Here is a 17,771-nt window from a genome sequence, read left to right as displayed (position 1 = left end):
GATCTCTATCAGGTATTCCCCAATGGCACGCCGGTCGGAATGCACGCCGGTGTGCTGCTATTCGAAACGGTCGCACTTGCATCGATGATCGGCGATCCGGGCGGCGCGGACACTCTCGAGCTACCCGTGGTCACCGATTGGTCGCCGCCACAGAGCATTCACGACTTGGCGCAGGCGCCCCTGGCGCTGGGAAGTGATGCCGACGTCGCGGATTGGGAGAATGCGCTCGGGCGCCGATTTGTGCGGGAACCGTCGTACAGCGCGGTCCGGAGCGCACTGACGGGACTGGGTTCCGGGCAGCGGTCGGTAGTTCTGGTTCGCGGTGCCGACGGCAATTTGCTGGCACTCGCACTGACCGAGGCATACGGTGAGATCTCCACCTACGACCTGTACACGGGCGCAGAGTATTCCGGGGCGGCCCTGCAGGCAGTAATCCGCGGCGAAATCTGGGCGGTCTATCAAGGCTACGCCGAGCCTGATCGCGCCCACTTCGACAGCGAGCCAGGCACGCTCGATCCCGCGCTTTCGGTCGAGGCGTTCGACTTCACGCCAATTCGCTTGTTGGAGCGCGAAGGACTCGGCGGATTTCTGGGCGCCGTGGACGCGGCCACGCTGGGCGGGGCGTTCTCGCTCTGGGAACAGATGAGGACGTTCAGCCCCGCGGAACTGGCTGTGCTGGAACAACTCCGGGCGTTCCTCGCCGCGCTGGAGGCGCACGCCGAGCCGTCCGCCAGCCAGTTGTGGCCCACCACGATGGCGAACCTCAGCCCACTGGTCCGTCTACTCGCTACACAGTCGACGGCCGGGCTCGCCACTTCAGGGTCGCAAGCCTGGTTGGCCACCGCGGACGGCAGCGCTCTCCCCGACCCGAGCACCGCTCGTGGAATCGGTTGGCGCGCACCCAGATCAACGTTGGAAGAACGCGGGAATCAGCTCGGCAGCACGGTCACGGACCCTGAGATCGATGAACCCTGGAGCCCGCCGCAGCAGGCGTCTGTAGATGCGAGCGACGACGAGGCGTCACAGCCGCGCCGCCGCCGATTCCGTGCTCGGCTCATAGGTTTCGCCGGTGACAAGGTGCGGTGGACCCGCCAGCGTTATAGGGAGAGGCGGGAGGAGGACCCAAGCGGGGAGCGTGGCTCGATTGAGGCCGGGACAGCCATCCTGCTCGGGCTGTGGGGGCTGGGGACCGGGGCCGTCAAGCTGGTCCAGTGGACCCGGGCTCGCCGTGCGGCCGGAAACGATCGGCCCGCTGATCCGCCGGACGGGTTCTACAGCTGGTCGGTGCGGCGTACTTCACGGTGGATCCGGCGGCAGTATGGTGTGCGGTTCCTGCGCCGATACGGCCTGAACCCGGTTACCAGTTTCCGGAAGTACGACGCGGATACGGTCCGCCAGGTTGCGCTGGCGTTCGTCGACACCTATCACGATTTCCCGACGCTGTCGGTGCACGCTGTCGGCGCCGTCGATTTCTTCAGCGGTAAGGGATTTCGAAAGCAACCGGGGCTGTATGGGCAGATGGTCTCCACCGGCTATCGGGCGAAGGGTGCGAGTCTCCGTTTCAGCGCGATATGGCGGACGCTGGCGGCCTATTGGGCAGAGTCGACCCATCGCCCGATGGCGGTACGAGACCTACTGCTCTATGGCGCCGCCAACACTACCGTGCGGTTTGCTCTGCATCTTGTAAATGTTCGCCGATTGCGAAAATCTGGGAAACTCCATCGGCTCGGCCTGAATAATATCGAGATTGCAAAGCCGCTGTTGACGAGTAAAGAATTCCGTGCTGAAACAGAGAGGGCGGGACACACCGGGAAGCGTGAGATATTCCATGGCGGCGAGCCGTACACGGTCACCCTGCACGAGCTTTCGCATGTCTTATGGTACGACGGCGCCTCGAACTATGCCCACGTGATATTGTTCGGCCTGTACGAAGCGTATACTCAGGAGAATCCGAACCGCGGCCGCGGAATAGGTGAGCTGTACTTCAAGGCTTGGCTCTACGAGCAGTTCAGCTCGAACGGTCGTCCGAAATTCCCCGAGTGGGTGGACGACGATATATTCGGCCCAGATGGTCAGCTGCCGGATCGTTTTGGTGAAATTGATCTCACTGTGCTGTTCGCCGAGACTTTTGCCGAATCATTCGTGGCCGTACGCCATCCGGGCCTGGAGCCCACCCTGGGCGAAACTATTGTCTACCGCCTAGGCGTCGCTGGGTTCGAGGCCGCGCACGGTAACGGCGACGGTTCAGGGAATTACCAGCGCCCGAGGGCGCCGCGCCACAACGAGATCATGGAAATGCGCGTCCACCTGTCTGGAAATGGCGCTGACGACGAGCAACCCGTCTTTGACCGGCCCGTCCTCCGCAGCCGCCCCACCACTGCGGTGCGGGAGCTGTACGCGCGATATCTGGATGCGGCGCAGGATGGCCAACGGGAGCGGGAGGCTGCCGAACTGCTCGCGGAACTGGCGGATTTGCTTCCGGACGAGAGTGAGCGCGCCTACGCGGAACGGTATGTGATCAACGAACGGCGTGAGGCGGTGCTCGCGGCGGAACTGGGTATCACCGTCGGCGAGTTGCGATTGCGGGAGACGCGGGAGTTGGACCGCGCGTTCAGCGGTGAGGTCGCGATCCGTGTGCACACCGGGAAGTTGCCCCTCATCCTCCGGAGCGGTCGGCTCAAATCCGAGCTGGAATTCGCTCAGCGGTCCGTGCAGGGCGTTATGTCCAGCTTGCGGGCGGCGAAGGTCGCACTCGAACGAATGCTGTTCGGATATTCGAGCGATCTACCGGCGGCGTCGCGGCCGATCTACGGCTACGTACGCACCGGAGCGTCCAGCATGCCGAATAGTTCGCTCGACCAGTACGGGGATGTGGACGTCATCCTGAAATCATCGGTACGGCAACGAACAACCGCATGCGTCGGCGACTCGATGGGTGTCTCGGCTATTCCGAGCGCGCTCGCCGATCCGCAGTCGGAGTCGTTCGGCGCGATCGGCACCGATCATGGATTGCTCTCCTATTTCGGCTTGGAGGGCATCGAACGTGATTACGCCGGAACACAATTCAACAGCAACAGTTACATTGAGGCTCAAATCCATGGGAGTGTCGGAGTTTCCGACATCGATCGCCTGATATTCCATCGGCGCCCGCCGAGTACGGAGTTGCAAGAAGAGCTGGCCGCTGCGGGCATCTCCTGGTCGATGGCCGAAAATGAGGCGACCGAGCCAGGCCCGCCAAGTGCGGGCGATCTGCCCGGCGGACCGGGCGCCGAGTCGATGCCTGCACACGAGATCGGGGACGAGCCGGGTCCTGAGGGGCTTGTGCGCGAGTTCTATCCGTACCGGTTCCAGGCCCGCGGGCACTGGCGGCATGGGCTGGTGCGGAATGCGGATTCCGCGATCCCGGCCTCGATCGCCCGGCGCGCTTTCGTGGTCGACCCGCGCCGTCCCGGTGATCTCGTAGCAGTGGTGATGCGACTGGTCGAGCTCTGGGTTCCGGGAGATCAGGTCGCACTCGAACAGGTGTTGTCCGTCACCGTCGCATTACTCGCGGCGGCAGGTGAGACCGGGCCTGAGATCTTGACGCTGAATCTCGTCGGTGACGAGGAACAGCGCACTCGAGAGCTCGTGATCACGACCGTGGACCTCTCCATGGCAGAGGGGGATTCGGCCTCCGGACAGGAACCGGCCCTCTTGGATCTGCCCGAGGTGCGCCAAGGCGTCACGCGGTGGCACGGGGCGACCCGTCCAGGGCCGCGATCGACGCCGGGCGGCCTGGTCCGCTGGGCTGCGGTACCGCTCACACAAGAGCAGGGGACGACGGCGCGGAACTGGGATATCGATCCGAGCGACCTCCCCGGGCGACCCCGGTCCACGGACCTCATCGCCGAACGCGGACGCGATCGGTTCTTCGGCGCCGCGTCCGATGAGATCAACTACGAGATCATCGTGGCCAGTGCCAACGTCGCGGGTCTCCGGCTCGAGGAAACGAGCGAGACCCCATCGGTCGACCCCGCTGCCGGTGACACCCCTGGTCCGTCGGTCTATAGCGCCGAGCGGCAGTGGAGATACTTCTTCGACAGGCTGAGCGAGCTCGACGCCGATGTGGTGTGTGCGCAGGAGTGGCCGGTCGGCGAGAATATTCCGCCCCCGGAGGTATTCGGCCGGATACTCGGCTACCCGTATGTCTACGTGACCGAGATGTGCCCGTCGCATTTCGATGACAGCACGCTATGCCTGGTGACCTTCAGCCGGCTTCCTATCGATAACGCCACGTCGGTGGACCTGCCCAAGAGCGGCCTCGAACTGAAGATCAACGGCGTGCCGGTCGATGAGGAATACGACCGCAAGGCGCAGGTGGTCGAGATCGGCGGTTTCCGGGTCGTGAATGCGCATCCGCTACCGTTGGGTTTCTTGGGAGTCGATGTCGAATCTCCCCGAGCTGCGGCGTACAACGCGGCGATCGAAGCGACGATCTTCCCGATCGCGGATCAGGACGGCGGCCGCCCGACCGCGTTCGCCGGCGACTTCAACATTGGAAGCCCGGAGCAGAGGTATCAGGACAGTATCGGCAGACTGGGGCTGAGCGTCGGAGTTCCTCCGGCAAGCCTCGGGCAGTTCGGCATGAGGACCGTGCCGTGGGGCGAGACGCCGGATCAGATCTTCGCTCCCGCGGAGTTCAGGGCTTCCAACGCTCGTGCATGGCCGGGCGATTCCGATCATTATCCAGTGTCCGTTCTCTACGAGATCGTAGAACCGGATCTGGCCGAATCGGTGCACGAGGCATGGCAGGGGGCACGCGCCGATGCCGTCCATGGCGCCGCCTCGGACACCGGCGGCGGTCGGTCTTCCGTCGCCGCGCGGATAGGCCAGGAATTGCGGACGCTGCGGCAGCTGCGAGGCCACAGTTTGCTCGCTGCGACCAGGGCGGTTGTGGGCGTCTCACCGGAAGCGCTGCAGCTGGCCGAGCAGGGACGGTTGATCCTCGGACCCGCTGTCATCCGTAAATTGGTGCGGCATCTGCGGGGAACCCGCGAGCAGGCCGAGGCACTGGTCGACCTGCTGTGGGAACGGGCCGAGCAGGTACTCGTCGACTCACTGCCGGTGCCGGCTCCGCCGGCGGCAACGTCGCCGACAGTGATCGGTGAAGACCCGGCTCATCTCCGCGAATCGGTGCGGTTCACGGACGTGCCCGACGGGGATTTCGAAGGTGGAGTGCGGCAGCAGATCGTTCCGGAACAGGTGATCGACTTCACCCAGCAGCTCGGGCGGCTCGCGGACGAGATTCCGGCATTGTGCGAACTGCGGGACTTCCTGGAGCGGTTCGTTCGCGACCACGGGCATCCACCGCCGCTGGTGCTCGCTCCACCAGGGACGGTCGCTCCGGAGGGCACGATCGGTATTCCCGGCGGCATGCTGATGTGGCAGGCGTTCGGGCTGTATGTCGCGGGCCTGCGGCGCATGGCGTCCGGGCTCCCGGCGCAGGCCACTCAGGACATTCCGCCGGGCTGGCACGAGGATGAGGATGATCCGGCAGGACTGCTGACCCTCGATGTGGCGTTCACGCTGCCGCCGCATATGTACGCGCATGCGGTGGCGTTGAGCGAAACCTTTGCCGGGCGTATGCAGGAGGAGGCGGACGTCTCCGGAAATGCTGCCCGCGCACCGCAGTTCGTCCTGGGACGGGAGGTGCCGTGGGGACACCGCAATGTCGCGCAGCCGCACGTGTCGCTGTTCATGCTGAAGGCGCCCCGGTGGATGGCGCCGCTGATCGCCGACGCGTTGAACGAGGTAGCCCGCCGGGCGGTCCCGGTGAGCGCCACCGGGGAGTACTACGGCCCCAACGGTGTCGGCGCCCCGGAATTGTATTTCCGGCTGACCCAGGAATGGCGGGCGCTGCAGGAAGCCATCATCGCGGTCGTCGAGCCGTTCCGGCAGGGCCGGGAACGAGAGCGCGAACCCTTCGGAGAACCGCGTCCGATCACCCGCACCGGATATACCGAGACCGGCGAAAAGTTCAAGCCGCATGGTACTTTCGGCGGCACCGACGATCCGACCTACGCCGTATCGCTGGATCGTATGCCCGACCCCGACGTGTTCTCGGGTGAACTGACGACGATCACCCTGTTCCGGATGGGCGACCGCCCCGAGAACGAGATGAACGGCTACGGAACCTGTGTCACCGAGTTCGGCGGTGTCGAGCTGACCGGCGACGGCGATCGGTGGCTCCGGCGCAACCAGCCGGTGGAGGATCTGGTCGCCTACTACGAATCGCGGGACCGCAGCGACGAATTCGGGGAGCCGCGGGACGATGCCGAGCCGACTCGACTGTGGGGGGTCTACACAGCCGCCGTGGCGGAATACGGAGTCCCGGCGGACGGTATCGAATGGCTGACCGAGAACGGTTATCCCGCAGCGCAATCCACCTTCGTGCTGGAGGCTCGCTTGGGTGCGCTGCTGTTCGGCGCCCAGGGCGTGGAGATCACCCCGGAGATGGTGCACGATATCGATCTCGCAATGGCGGAGTTCCGTGTGATCGGGGTGTTCACACGGGACGAACTGCCATTCGTGGAGCTCTATCTGCGGCGGCTCGGGCGCCAGCTGTTCGGTGACTCCGCGGCCACCGTCAATACGTACGCCGGGCCTGCGGTACTCGGCGACCATCTGGACTACGAGGAGGCGACACGGCTTCGCGACGAGGCATGGGCGGCATGGCGCGCCTTCGGCTCGGCCAGGCTCGCCGAACTCGGGCAGGACCAACATCCTCGGCGGACCGCCCTGATACGGGAGAACCGGCGTGCGGAATTCGTGCGCCGTCAGCGTCAGCTGATCGCCGCTCGCCGTGCCCTGCGAGTGCGACGTAACCTGTTGCGCACGTTGACACTTTCGTTCCTGTTGCGTTCGCCCGACGCGGTGAATTTGTGTGGTCCGGCGACGGTACTGGGTTTCGCGCGGGCGTCGGGTCGTGAGACGGGCCGGGACGCGGATGGCGTGGAATACGAGGAGGAATGGGCAAGGGTTTGGCTGCCGGTCATAGACCCTGAGAATGGCACGCCGGCGGCGGAGGTGATCGCTGGTTTCGGCGGGCAGCCGCAGTACTTCACCAATTTGCGTACGGCCTATGACGCTTTGGAGAAGTCGGGCCAGTGGTTCGAGGATACGGCGCACCCGGAACGGGGAGGCCTGCCGGCGGGCGGCGTATCGCTGATCGTCACGGTGCCGCCGCGCGAAGTGCCAGGTCTCGGCCATGCTTTCCGCTTGGTGTACGTGGGCGGGCAGAGCGAGGCCGGGCATATCGAGTTGATCAATGAGGCCACGGGTGAAAGTGAGGAGTTCGAGCGCCCGGCTGCCGGCGGCGGCCCAGTGTGGGGCGGGTTGAGTGTCGATGGCTGGCCGGTGGTGTCGCGGGAAGCAGTGCTGATCGATCCGGAGACGAAGCGTGGCCCGGATTTCAATGTCGGTGCGCCGCAAGCCGAGTCCGGCGAAGTCGCCAGCCCTGAGTACCCCTTACGGCAATTGGTGCTCGCTGCCGCGCGATGGACGGGCGTGCAGGTCGACATATCGATACTGGCTGGGAAATCCACACTCACGGCTGATGAGTTGCAGCTGTCCGTGGACGGGCGGCTGTTCCCGATCGAGAGCGTCGAGGCCATCGGCATCGTGCTGGGGGAGTTGATCGACCTCCACATCAGTACCGAACGGCTCGAGGAATACGAGGGCTATGGGGTCGCCCCATGGAACGGTGCGGCCGCGCTCGTGGTGATGGAGTTCGGCGGCGAGGGGGTGGATGCCTCGGAGGCTGGAGGCGACGTCCTGGTGTCGATACGAATCGACGGGCAGCACGTCATTGTGGTCGACGACGCGCGATACAACGAGCCGGTGCCGTTCTCTGAGTGGTCTCCGCCCGAGGGCGTCACCGATATGTGGACGATTCTGCTGAAGGCATCCGGCGACGCGATGCCGCTGAGCATCCCCGCTGACTGGCCTATGCCGCAGGGGCCGATCGCCGCGTTGCCCCCCGGAGCCGGGCCCGTTCGGTCCGCGCCACCGTCCGAGACGAGCGAGCAGCATTCGGTCGAGTTCATCGTCGGGGTCGGCGCGGACCGGACGGCCGCGAGGCAGGTGCTCGGTTCGTTCATGTCCGAACAGGGGTGGAGCGATGAGGCACAGATCGAAGCCGTGCTGGCGCTGCTGAACAACGCTCAATCGCCGCTGCACGATATCGGGCCGACGACCGTGCGCGCCACGATCACCGGAGCGCCTGGCGGGCGTGTACTGAAGGTGGACCAGCTGAATCCGGTGTCCGCCGAGCCGGTTTCGCTCGAGGTGCGGGAGGCGAAACTTGCTGCTGCGGCCAGTGGCCGTTCGCTGGTACTGGATGCGGGAGACGATCTCGTTCCGCTGCTGCATATTTATACGCACACGGTGCTCTCTCCGTGGCCAGCCGAGGATCGCGGACGGGTGCTGGATCTGATCCTCCAGTTCGTCTCCGGCGGTATAGGGGAGTCGGGTGCGACGCTGGATATGCGGTTGCTGGGAAATCGCCGGGTACTGAGCGCATATCTCGGGGGCGAGTTCGACCGCGACATCGCCCTCGACTCCGCGCGTCCGATGCTGGAGGAGATGGCGGCGACATGGCATGCCAAGGGCGCCTCCTCGAGGGCTGTGACCGATCTGCACGTCGAGATCCACGGCCCGCTTCTGGTGAGCCATGCCACGCGAGAGGTGACCGGGAGCCGCATCAGCCAGCGGGTGGGAAGCACTGTGAATCCCGGTCGGCTGTCGGACCTTACGACGCTGTATGCCCGCATCATCGACCTGCTGATGGGCGAGAGAAGGGGGGCCCTCCCGAGCCGGCACCGCGACTTCGGTGCGGTGACCGATATCGATGCCGATGTCGACGCGCTTGCGATCGAGACGCTGCGGGAGGTTCATGCCCTGGTGACCGCACTCGACCAGCCGCTGCGAGTGCAGATTACGGTGCCGGAGTCCGGACCGGTGCGAATCGAGATGCGCCACGACCGGATCGGGCCGCTGCGTTGGATGCAGTGGCGGTTGCGGGGTTCACGATCACAGGTGGGGTATCACCCCGTCACGGATCGGTTCGCCGAGCTGGTCGTGCCCGAGTCCCGGAATCCGCTGGGGAGCGCGGCGATGGCCAATTTGCTCGACGCCGACCGCAGCCGGATCGAACGAAGTCTGCGCCGCCGGCTCGCAGCCCATCTGCGAACCACCGGGTGGGATGATCCGGAGCAGCTATCTGCCGCCCAGGGATGGGCGACTCATCTACTGCGCAAACATTTCCCGACGGATCACACATGGGTCGCGGGCTGGTGGATAGAAAATTCCGGAGATGCATCGAGGCTTTGGTTCGGGCGCCCGGATCGGTCGGGCCGGACCTCGGGATTATGGCGTGCACTGTCTCGGTCGATCCAGCTGTCCGATGTGGAGCTCGTTGTCGCACAACGCTTCTTCGGCAGCGACTGGCTCGCAGCGCACCTGTGTGATCTGCTGCTGGAAGGACGCCGGGCAACGACTACGCCGAGTGTGGTGGTCGCCGAGCTGGAAGTACCCGATCCGAGCGAGACCCTCACCGCGACAGCCCCGCTCGTACTCGCGGATGGTTATGACGGCCTGACCCGCCTGCTGGACGCGGCGCCCGCCGCGCAGCGTGACCGCATCCTCGCTGTGGCCACCCGCGCCCTGCAAGAACTGCGGTCGACCGCAACCGGCGGCACCCTGACCGTCGCCTTGGTCGACACCGACGACGGTCTGCGCCTGCGGATCGCCGTGGCCGACCGGCAACAGCCCGGACCTCTCGCCGACGCCGCGTGGCTGAGCGCGGTCGAACAGTTCGAAGCCGCGGACGTCTACCTGCAGCCCTGGACTGGCGGAACACTGCGTATAGCGGAATTCGATGTGTCCGAACCGGATACCGATTCGTACTCGAGTCGCTCATCGGATCCGGCGGGTGACCCCGGTGTGCAGCAGCTGTCTTCCAGGCAAGGGGATACGGACCTTGGTGCGGGGAATGCCTCTAGTGACGATTTCGACGATATCGCCGCGGCGATCAGCCAACTGCTGAAGAATATTCGACTCGCCAAGATGGGAATCCGACAGGGTCAGTCCGGAATAATCGACCCGCGGTCCCGGATGCTGTTGCGGGCCAGGATCAATCATCTGGCTGACCTGGTGACCAACGTCGCACCGGAGCATCGCGCGAGTCGGCAGGCCGTCGTCGATTCACTGCGACGGTTCTTGGATGCTCTGAACGGACGAGTTTACGATACGCAGGTTGGCGTAGGCCTGCCCGATACCGGTAATCAAGTTGCGAAGAAACAGATTATCGACCAACTGGCCGAGGAGCACCATGCATTCCTGGAAGGCTTCATGGCCTGGGATGTGCCCGCTACTCTGGTGGAGGAATGCAGATACGCCCTCGAACTCGTCCATCAGCAGATCGCGAATGTCCACGACGCACGGCTGATTGTCGGCGATGTCCCGGATAGCACCGCGATGGATGCGGTGATTGTCAGGCGCTCGGACGGCTCGTACGACGCTGTCATCACCATCGGTCGGAAATGGGTGACCGATTACGCGGCAATGGCCGCACAATTCAAGGACAGAATTACACGCAATGACCTATCGGGCGATCGTGGTCACCCCTTTGCGACCGGTCTGATCCATGAACTGGGCCATAAGATGGCCAATATCAACGGCTGGAGGATCAACGAAGCCGACAACCGTCGGCGGCTGCAACCGTTTGTTGACTCCGCCGCAGGCGCATTGTCACGCGCCGGAGTCATCGGCGTCAATGGTGTGTGGAAAGACGTATTGCAGTGGTTGGAGAGTGGATCCAGATATTCGAAGAAGAAGGATTCCCTGCATGAGACGATTGCCGAGGCGTTCGCGTATGTGATGGTGCACGGCCGGGACTGGAAGACGCTGCAGGATGCGCAATTCCGGGCGATTTTCGGTTTGCCGAAACTCGACGACACCGAAGTCGCGGCCTATCAGCTCGCCGAAGGACTGGAGGTGGAGCACCCTGACCGGCTCGACCGTGCCGGGTGGGATGCCGAGTTGACCCGCCTTCGCCGAAGATTCGTCTTGAACCCCGGTCGTCGGCGGGATGTGCGGGATCTCGGGCGCCTCATCGAGCGATTGGGTCCACGGTTCGACCAGGTCGCGGCGGCGCTGTCCTTCGACTCGGTAGATCCACAGGCAATGCTGGATGCGGAGAATCGGCAACAATCCCAGCGCGGTGTATGGCATCTGGCCAACGACAATGTACCGAGCCTGCGCAGCGGCGACCACATCGTAGTGTCGTACGAGCCGCCGACCATACGGGTCGTGGCCATGGCAGGTCGTCATGCCGAAGCCCTGGAGGCCTTCCTACGCGAAAGTCCAGAGCACCGGTTGTGGTTGACGGCCACCGGATACGAACTCGTTCTCTACGAAGTCTTCCCGGCCAATTCGCCGCTGGGACTCAGCGATGCGGTGCCGGAGGTGGGCCGGGACGCAGTGCCCGCCGACCCGGTGACGGCGGCCCGCTTCGAGCAGGCGGCCGGGAGGATCGCCGTGGCCATGCTGGATTCCGGTGCGGCGCAGGAACTCTTGCTCACCGGCCTGCACCGCCTTGCGAGTACGGCAGGCCTCGAGCCTGAATTATTGCCCACAGCGGCACAATTCGACGAGTTCGGCGATGCGCACGGAGTGATACGGGAACACCTGAACCTCCCTCAGCAGGCCGGCATGATCCAGCTGTTACGGCATATGGCCGAGCATGTTCCGGGGTTGGCGCAACTGCGCGAGGCGGAGTCGCCGGAAACCATGGTGATCGGCGCGGCCGGAGATCTCGCGGAGGCGGCCGTCGGACTGCCTGGCGCCGGTATGACCGCGTGGCAGGCGCTCGTTCACTATGCGGCGGGCTGGTTGGCGCTGCTCAACGGCGCGAGTTCGGCTGCGGTACCGGACCTGCCGGCGCCCGAGTTGGCCATGGTGGCCCGGGGACTGGCAGTACAGGCGCTGGCGGCGCAAGAAGCCGACGGGCAGGCGGTTCGGGCCGCGACGGACACCGCCGTTGCCCGAGTCCGCGTATTGACCGAGCGGCTGCGGGCCGCATTCGGTAATCCGGAGCCTCCGGCGACCTCGTGGGCGTGGATTCCGACCACGGCCGAGGTTGTCCGGCGTGAACGGGTATCGGCCTCCGATCACGAGACTGCTGAGGACAGCGGTGCCGACGCAACACCCGCCGACGTCGCCAGGGCCATCCAGGTTTCCGACCTCGTCGACGCTGAACTGCGTGCGGCGATGGAGGGTTCACCGATCCAGGGCGGCTATGCGGTGCAGGCGCTCTGTGGCGTGGGTGAGCTGGAATTCATTCGGGCGTGGTTCGCCGCGCAGGGCTGTCCGGTGCGGATCCCGGACGCGGACACCCGACTGATACTCGAGTACACCGGATTCCACGCGCATGAACTGGCGCAGTATGCGGGCGGGCAGTGGACCGATGCCGGGTGGTGGGAGTTCCTGGGGCGACTCACAGCGGTTGGCGATCCGGCCGAAGTGGTGTTGGTGTCGGTGCAGGAGTCCGGGAATGATCCGGATCAGATCAGGACGCACCTCATTACCCTCGCCCAGGCGGCGGACGGCGGGCTCGTACTGCACGAGATGACTCCCGTCGGCAATGGTAGCCGCGAGCTCAGGCAGGTTGTGCTTGCTGGTGAGCATGCGCACAAGAGGCTGCAGCAGATCGCATCTCAGGCGGGACCCGGCGCGGTGTTCTCGGGGATCGTGTTCGACAGTGCCGGGCAGCCGGTGCCGCCACCGAGTGCCGGTGGCGAGGAAGAAACCACATCCGGCCCACAGTCCAGAATCGGCCGTAGCACACCGGAATCCGGCTCTGTGGACGGTTCGCCCGGCGGAGAAGATGACCGATCGGCGCCCGGCGCGACCGCCGGGCAGATCGATCGGGAACTGTCGCTGGCGCGTCAACGGGCCGAGGCGAGGCTCGGGCAGCTTCCGCGGTGGAAGCACGGCGAACGCAAGCACTATGTCGCGGCGCTGCGGACGCTCGACGATATCGCCGCAGAGCGGTCCAGGGTGATGCGCAGCCTCGCGGTCGCCGAGGCACATCTCGAATCCCGGGTCCTGCGCGCGATCTGGACCAGGCTACGTCGAGAAGCCGCTGCCAATGTCCGTGAGCTGACCGGGCGCTTGCAGGGTGTGCTGGATAGCGCGATATTCGCTGAAGCGCGGGAAGATTCCGTGCCTTTCGATCAGCAGGCCGCCATCGCGCGGGTGCTGCGGGATCTGAACCGCACCCGGAATGCCGGTCCGGGAGTGCGGCTACTGGACGATACGGCCACCCCGCAGCCACTGCCGGATCGCGATTATCTGCTGGTGTGGCTGCGGACCACGCCTGTCGGCACAGCGGTCCTTGTCACTGCCCCAGGGCAAGAACCGTACCTGTTGGTCAACGAGGGTATGGCCGTGCAGGTCGACCTCGATGGTCGATCGGTCGCCGCGGCATTGTCCGCGGCATATCCGCCGGGAACCCAGGGCCTGTTCCTCGACGAGAGCGGTCGGCCGTTCATTCCGGACACCCTCGTGCGGCCACACGGCGCGGACGGTGCATTCCATCCCTTCGTTCCGGCCGAGGATCCGGGTGAGTCCGGTGATGCGGAGTTCGCTCCCGGAAGCGGAATCTGGGGCCGGTACGGCGCCGCGGGCGTGCTGATCAGAAACGTCGATGCCGACGGGGTGGAACGATTCCTGATCACCAAGTCCGCGGCGGGATATTCGCAGAGTAACTGGCAGTTGCCCGGCGGTGCGCTGCACTCGAAGGAGACACCGGCGCAGGGCGCGGCGCGGGAGACCATCGAGGAATTGCGGGCCACCCGAGAGTGGCTCGCCTCGCTGGCCTTGTCCGGTACGGTTGTCTCCCGCGGCCCGAACGGCTGGCGGTACACGATGCTGGCCGCCGACGCACCGACGATGTTCGAGCCGGCGATCGATGGCACAGAGACGGCGGAGGCCCGGTGGGTCACCCGCGAGGAACTCGCCGCCCTCGGCGTCGGGGGTGAGCTGCAATCAGGCTTCGCCGAGGGGCTGCCCTCCCTGCTGGGCAAGTACGAACCGGCCGCGGTCGTGCGTGCCTATGCGGCGCTGCCCGGCTGGCTCGCGAAGTTCGATCGTGACTACGCTTACGCAGCGCAGTTCGCCTATCAACGCTCACTCACGGTTCCAGAGCTGGCGGGTATTCCGGTGCCCGCACTGGTCGCGGTGCTGCTCTACACGTCCACGAAAGCCGTGGTGCGGGCCAACAATGCGCTACGGTCCGGTGATCCGGTACAGCTGGCGGAGCAGCGCACGCTGATCGATGCGATTGTCGCGGGATTGCGTCACTTCCCGGAGTATTCCGGCATCGTGTACCGCGGGATCGGCGTCCGGAGTACCGATCTGGCGGGCGTCCTGGCGGGTTACGTACCGGGCACGACGATCACCGAGCCCGCCTTCGTCAGCGCCGACCGGCGGGAGCCGAACGCCGGCAACGTTCGCTTCGCCATCACCTCACGTCATGGTCGCCACGTCGCGGCGATATCCGGCAAGGCATATCTCGGCGAGGACGAGGTGTTGTTCGCGCCCGGAACGACATTCGATGTCATATCGAAGCGCGAGGTCGAGCCGGGACAGTGGCTGATCGAACTCGAAGAGGTCGAATCCGCGCAGACAGGCGGTTCGTCCGATGGTTCGGCGTCCTATTCGTCGCCGGAACCCGCGGGGGACACCGAGACTCTCGACGGGCCGCGTCCCACGAAAGCCGTCGCCGCGGTGCCGGACTCGGTATCGGTAGCGGATTCGTCCGAGAACGATTCCGCGGTATCCGAGGATCGCACGCCCCGCGACACCGCTGAACAGAACAGGCAGGCGGTAGCGCGAGCATGGCATCTGCGTGCCACGTTGCGGCGTTCCGGGGCGGGCCGCCCGGCCGCGCGGGTACGTGGGACCGGTGCGGACGGCTCTGGATATACATACGGTGTAACCCATTACACCCCGCGCCGGGATATGCGCATCGCGGTATTGACCATTCCGGTGCATCTCGCCGCTCGTAAGGCGAACTCGTCGGACATCGTAATGGTCAAGCGCAAGACGCAGCTTGCCATCGATCAGTATTTCAACCAGACGAGCAAGCTGTCCAATGGAGAACGGCTGCTGGTCGACGTGGTTTTCACCGACGACCCGGCCACCGCCGATGTGCACATCACGGTTGACAGGCAACTCACCGACGACGCCGACGTCTGGAGTCCGGTGCTGAGCCCCGAGCAACTGGCTGCCCGGCTGCGTGCGCGCTTGGGCCTGCCCGGCGCCGATCCGGCCTTCAGCGCCGCTGATATCACCCGGATCAGCGGCGATATGTTACGGGCCAGCACACAGGCGCGGTTGCGCGGCCTGCGTGATGAGAAGCCGTTCGGGCGCGGAAAACTGCGCGGCCTGGAGAATGCGGCGTACCAGGCCGCGGTCGAGGACGCCCTGCTCGATGGTGACCGATTCCTGGTCCACGCCGATCCCCGCACGAACGCCTACGGCAAGTTGATCAACGCCGGGCGCATGCGAGACAAGGGGCGCAACACCAACTGTGTCGACGCCTGCCTGGCGGCGTTGTCCTCGTTCAATGGCGATCCACAGGTGGCGCTGGCACGGTACATCGACGAGAACGACAAGGCAGACCGGTTCCGCGGTGAGCATGGCGGCAAGGCCCGCGCCGAACGCTTCCTGCAGGCGAAATGGCAGACACCGGATCGCCGTTCCACGATTGCCGGGCAATTGCGGCAGATCCACGATCGGGTCGCCGCGATGGGCCCCGGCTCGTCGGCGATGGTCGCGCTGACCTGGACGGGGGATGAGCAACAGACGGATGAGCAGGACCGGCCCGGACATACGGTTGTCGTGGTCTACCCGAAGGACGCCGACGGCCCGGTCTGGTGGGATCCGCAGTCCGGCTGGACCGGCGACGCGCCGCGGGACAGCTGGAACGACAGGGTTGCCAAGGTAGATTTCATTCTCGGACCGGCCGGAGAGGAAGCCGACGATGCCGTATCGGACGAAGGAACAGGTCGCGCACCATCTGACGCGGGTACTCGGCGTCGATCGAGAGTTCCGGGTGCGGGAGTTCGAGGGCGTGTGGGTATGCCGGCCGGCGCTCACGCCCCAGGAGCGGGCGGACGGTTCGGGGCTGGGAGCGGCGAACCTGGCGGTCGATCCGGAAACCGGAGTGGTGCTGGAATATCCGAGCTGGCCGGCCGAGATGGTGGCCGAGGACTATCAGCAGGCACGCGAGACGGGTCAGCCACCGTCCGGCGGACAGGTGTATCCGCCGCTCCAGCAGTAGTTTCGGCAGAATCGGCCGATGATTCGGGCGCACTGGCCGGATATCCCGAGGAACCGCTGTCCGCGCACGTGGTGGACGGACTATTCCAGGCTGCGGCGGCGGAACTGCGCGATGCCTATGCGGCCCTGAGCGATGCGGTAGCGGCGCTGCCTGGCGTCGCCGTCGACGATGTGACACGGATGCCCGCGGCGCAGGCGAAGCTGCGGTCGTTGCGGCGGTCATACCACGATCCCGATGCTGTGCGGCGGCTACGCGAGGCGACGCTGCGGTATCTGCGCGCCAGGCAGGCCGTCCACCTGCTGCGGCAAGTGGCGAATCCTGCGGCCGCGCCCGACCGGAATTCACCGCTGTACGCGGCATATGTCGAAAGGCGTGCGCTGCTCGACGCATTCGTCCGGGCAGCCTTGGAATTCGAAGCCGAACTGGAGCGGGTGGTGGCCGCGGCGCCGGGCGCGGCCGCGGTGCGTGGACTGGATTACCTCGCGGGGACCGATCGGCTCACAGCGCTGATTGGTGATCCGGGCCGGGCACGCACCGTGATCACCGCGCTGGTCGATATGTGGGGCCGTGCACAGGATATCGACCTGCACGACGCCCGAACCCCCGAGAGGGAGGGACCTGCCGAGGAAGCCGAGGCCGCCAAGCGGGCATGGCGTGCCGCCGCGTGGGCGGCCGGTGTGGACCCGGACGCGGCGGAGCGCTCCCCCTCGGAACTGGACCGCGAGCTGAATGTCGTGGCTGGTGAACCGGTCATGTTCGGTTCCGAAGCGATCCGTGTCGCCAAGGCCGCCTACCAGCGGCACCGAGCGGCCAAGGATCGGCTCGATGAGCTGGTGGCTGCCGGCGCGGCGCCGATACAGCGCGTCGACGTCGAAGAGATGTTGCGTAAATCGATTGTCGCGGCCGCCCGCGCGATCTCGGCCGGCATGAACGCCGAGAGGCTATTGGCCGGCGTGGACCGGGCAGCAGCCGAGCAGCGTCGCGGCATGCGCCTGACCAGGCTGATCGACCTCTCACGGCCCGACCCCTTCGAGACGCTGGCTCGACGTGTCACGGCATATTACGGATATATCGACAAAATGACCCAGCGCTATGCGAACCAGCAGCGTCGGCTGTCGAACGGCGGGCGCGCGGAGGCATTCGGTGCCCTGCGCGCCGCCGCCGATGCCGCTGGCATACCGCTGTACTGGCTGATCGAGGGGACACAGGCGGCGAATCTGCGTCTCGGCACACGGGTCACGGATCCGTTGGGCGAACGCATCGATCGGGCGGCGCTGGCGGAACTCGGCCGCGCCCTCGATGCCTTCTACGGTCCTGGGATGGTCGAGGTCCCCGAACAGCGCTTGGTCGAGAACCCCTTCGAGATCCGTCTGATTCCCTTGGG

1 protein-coding gene (running past one end of the window) is annotated in these 17,771 nt (G+C 65.7%); it reads left to right on the top strand.

From position 1 onward, the window contains the following. Positions 1-17,771, top strand: part of the annotated coding region (locus tag JZ791_RS28095) for a toxin glutamine deamidase domain-containing protein (RefSeq protein ID WP_216898354.1) (this coding region is incomplete at its 3' end). Its footprint begins 18,039 nt before the window's first position; 17,771 of its 35,810 annotated nt are in view.

Origin of the sequence: Nocardia alni (assembly GCF_019038435.1) — a bacterium.
GTDB lineage: Bacteria > Actinomycetota > Actinomycetes > Mycobacteriales > Mycobacteriaceae > Nocardia > Nocardia alni.
Note: the sequence above shows the minus strand (reverse complement) of the source record. Positions and strands in the feature narration are given on the sequence as shown.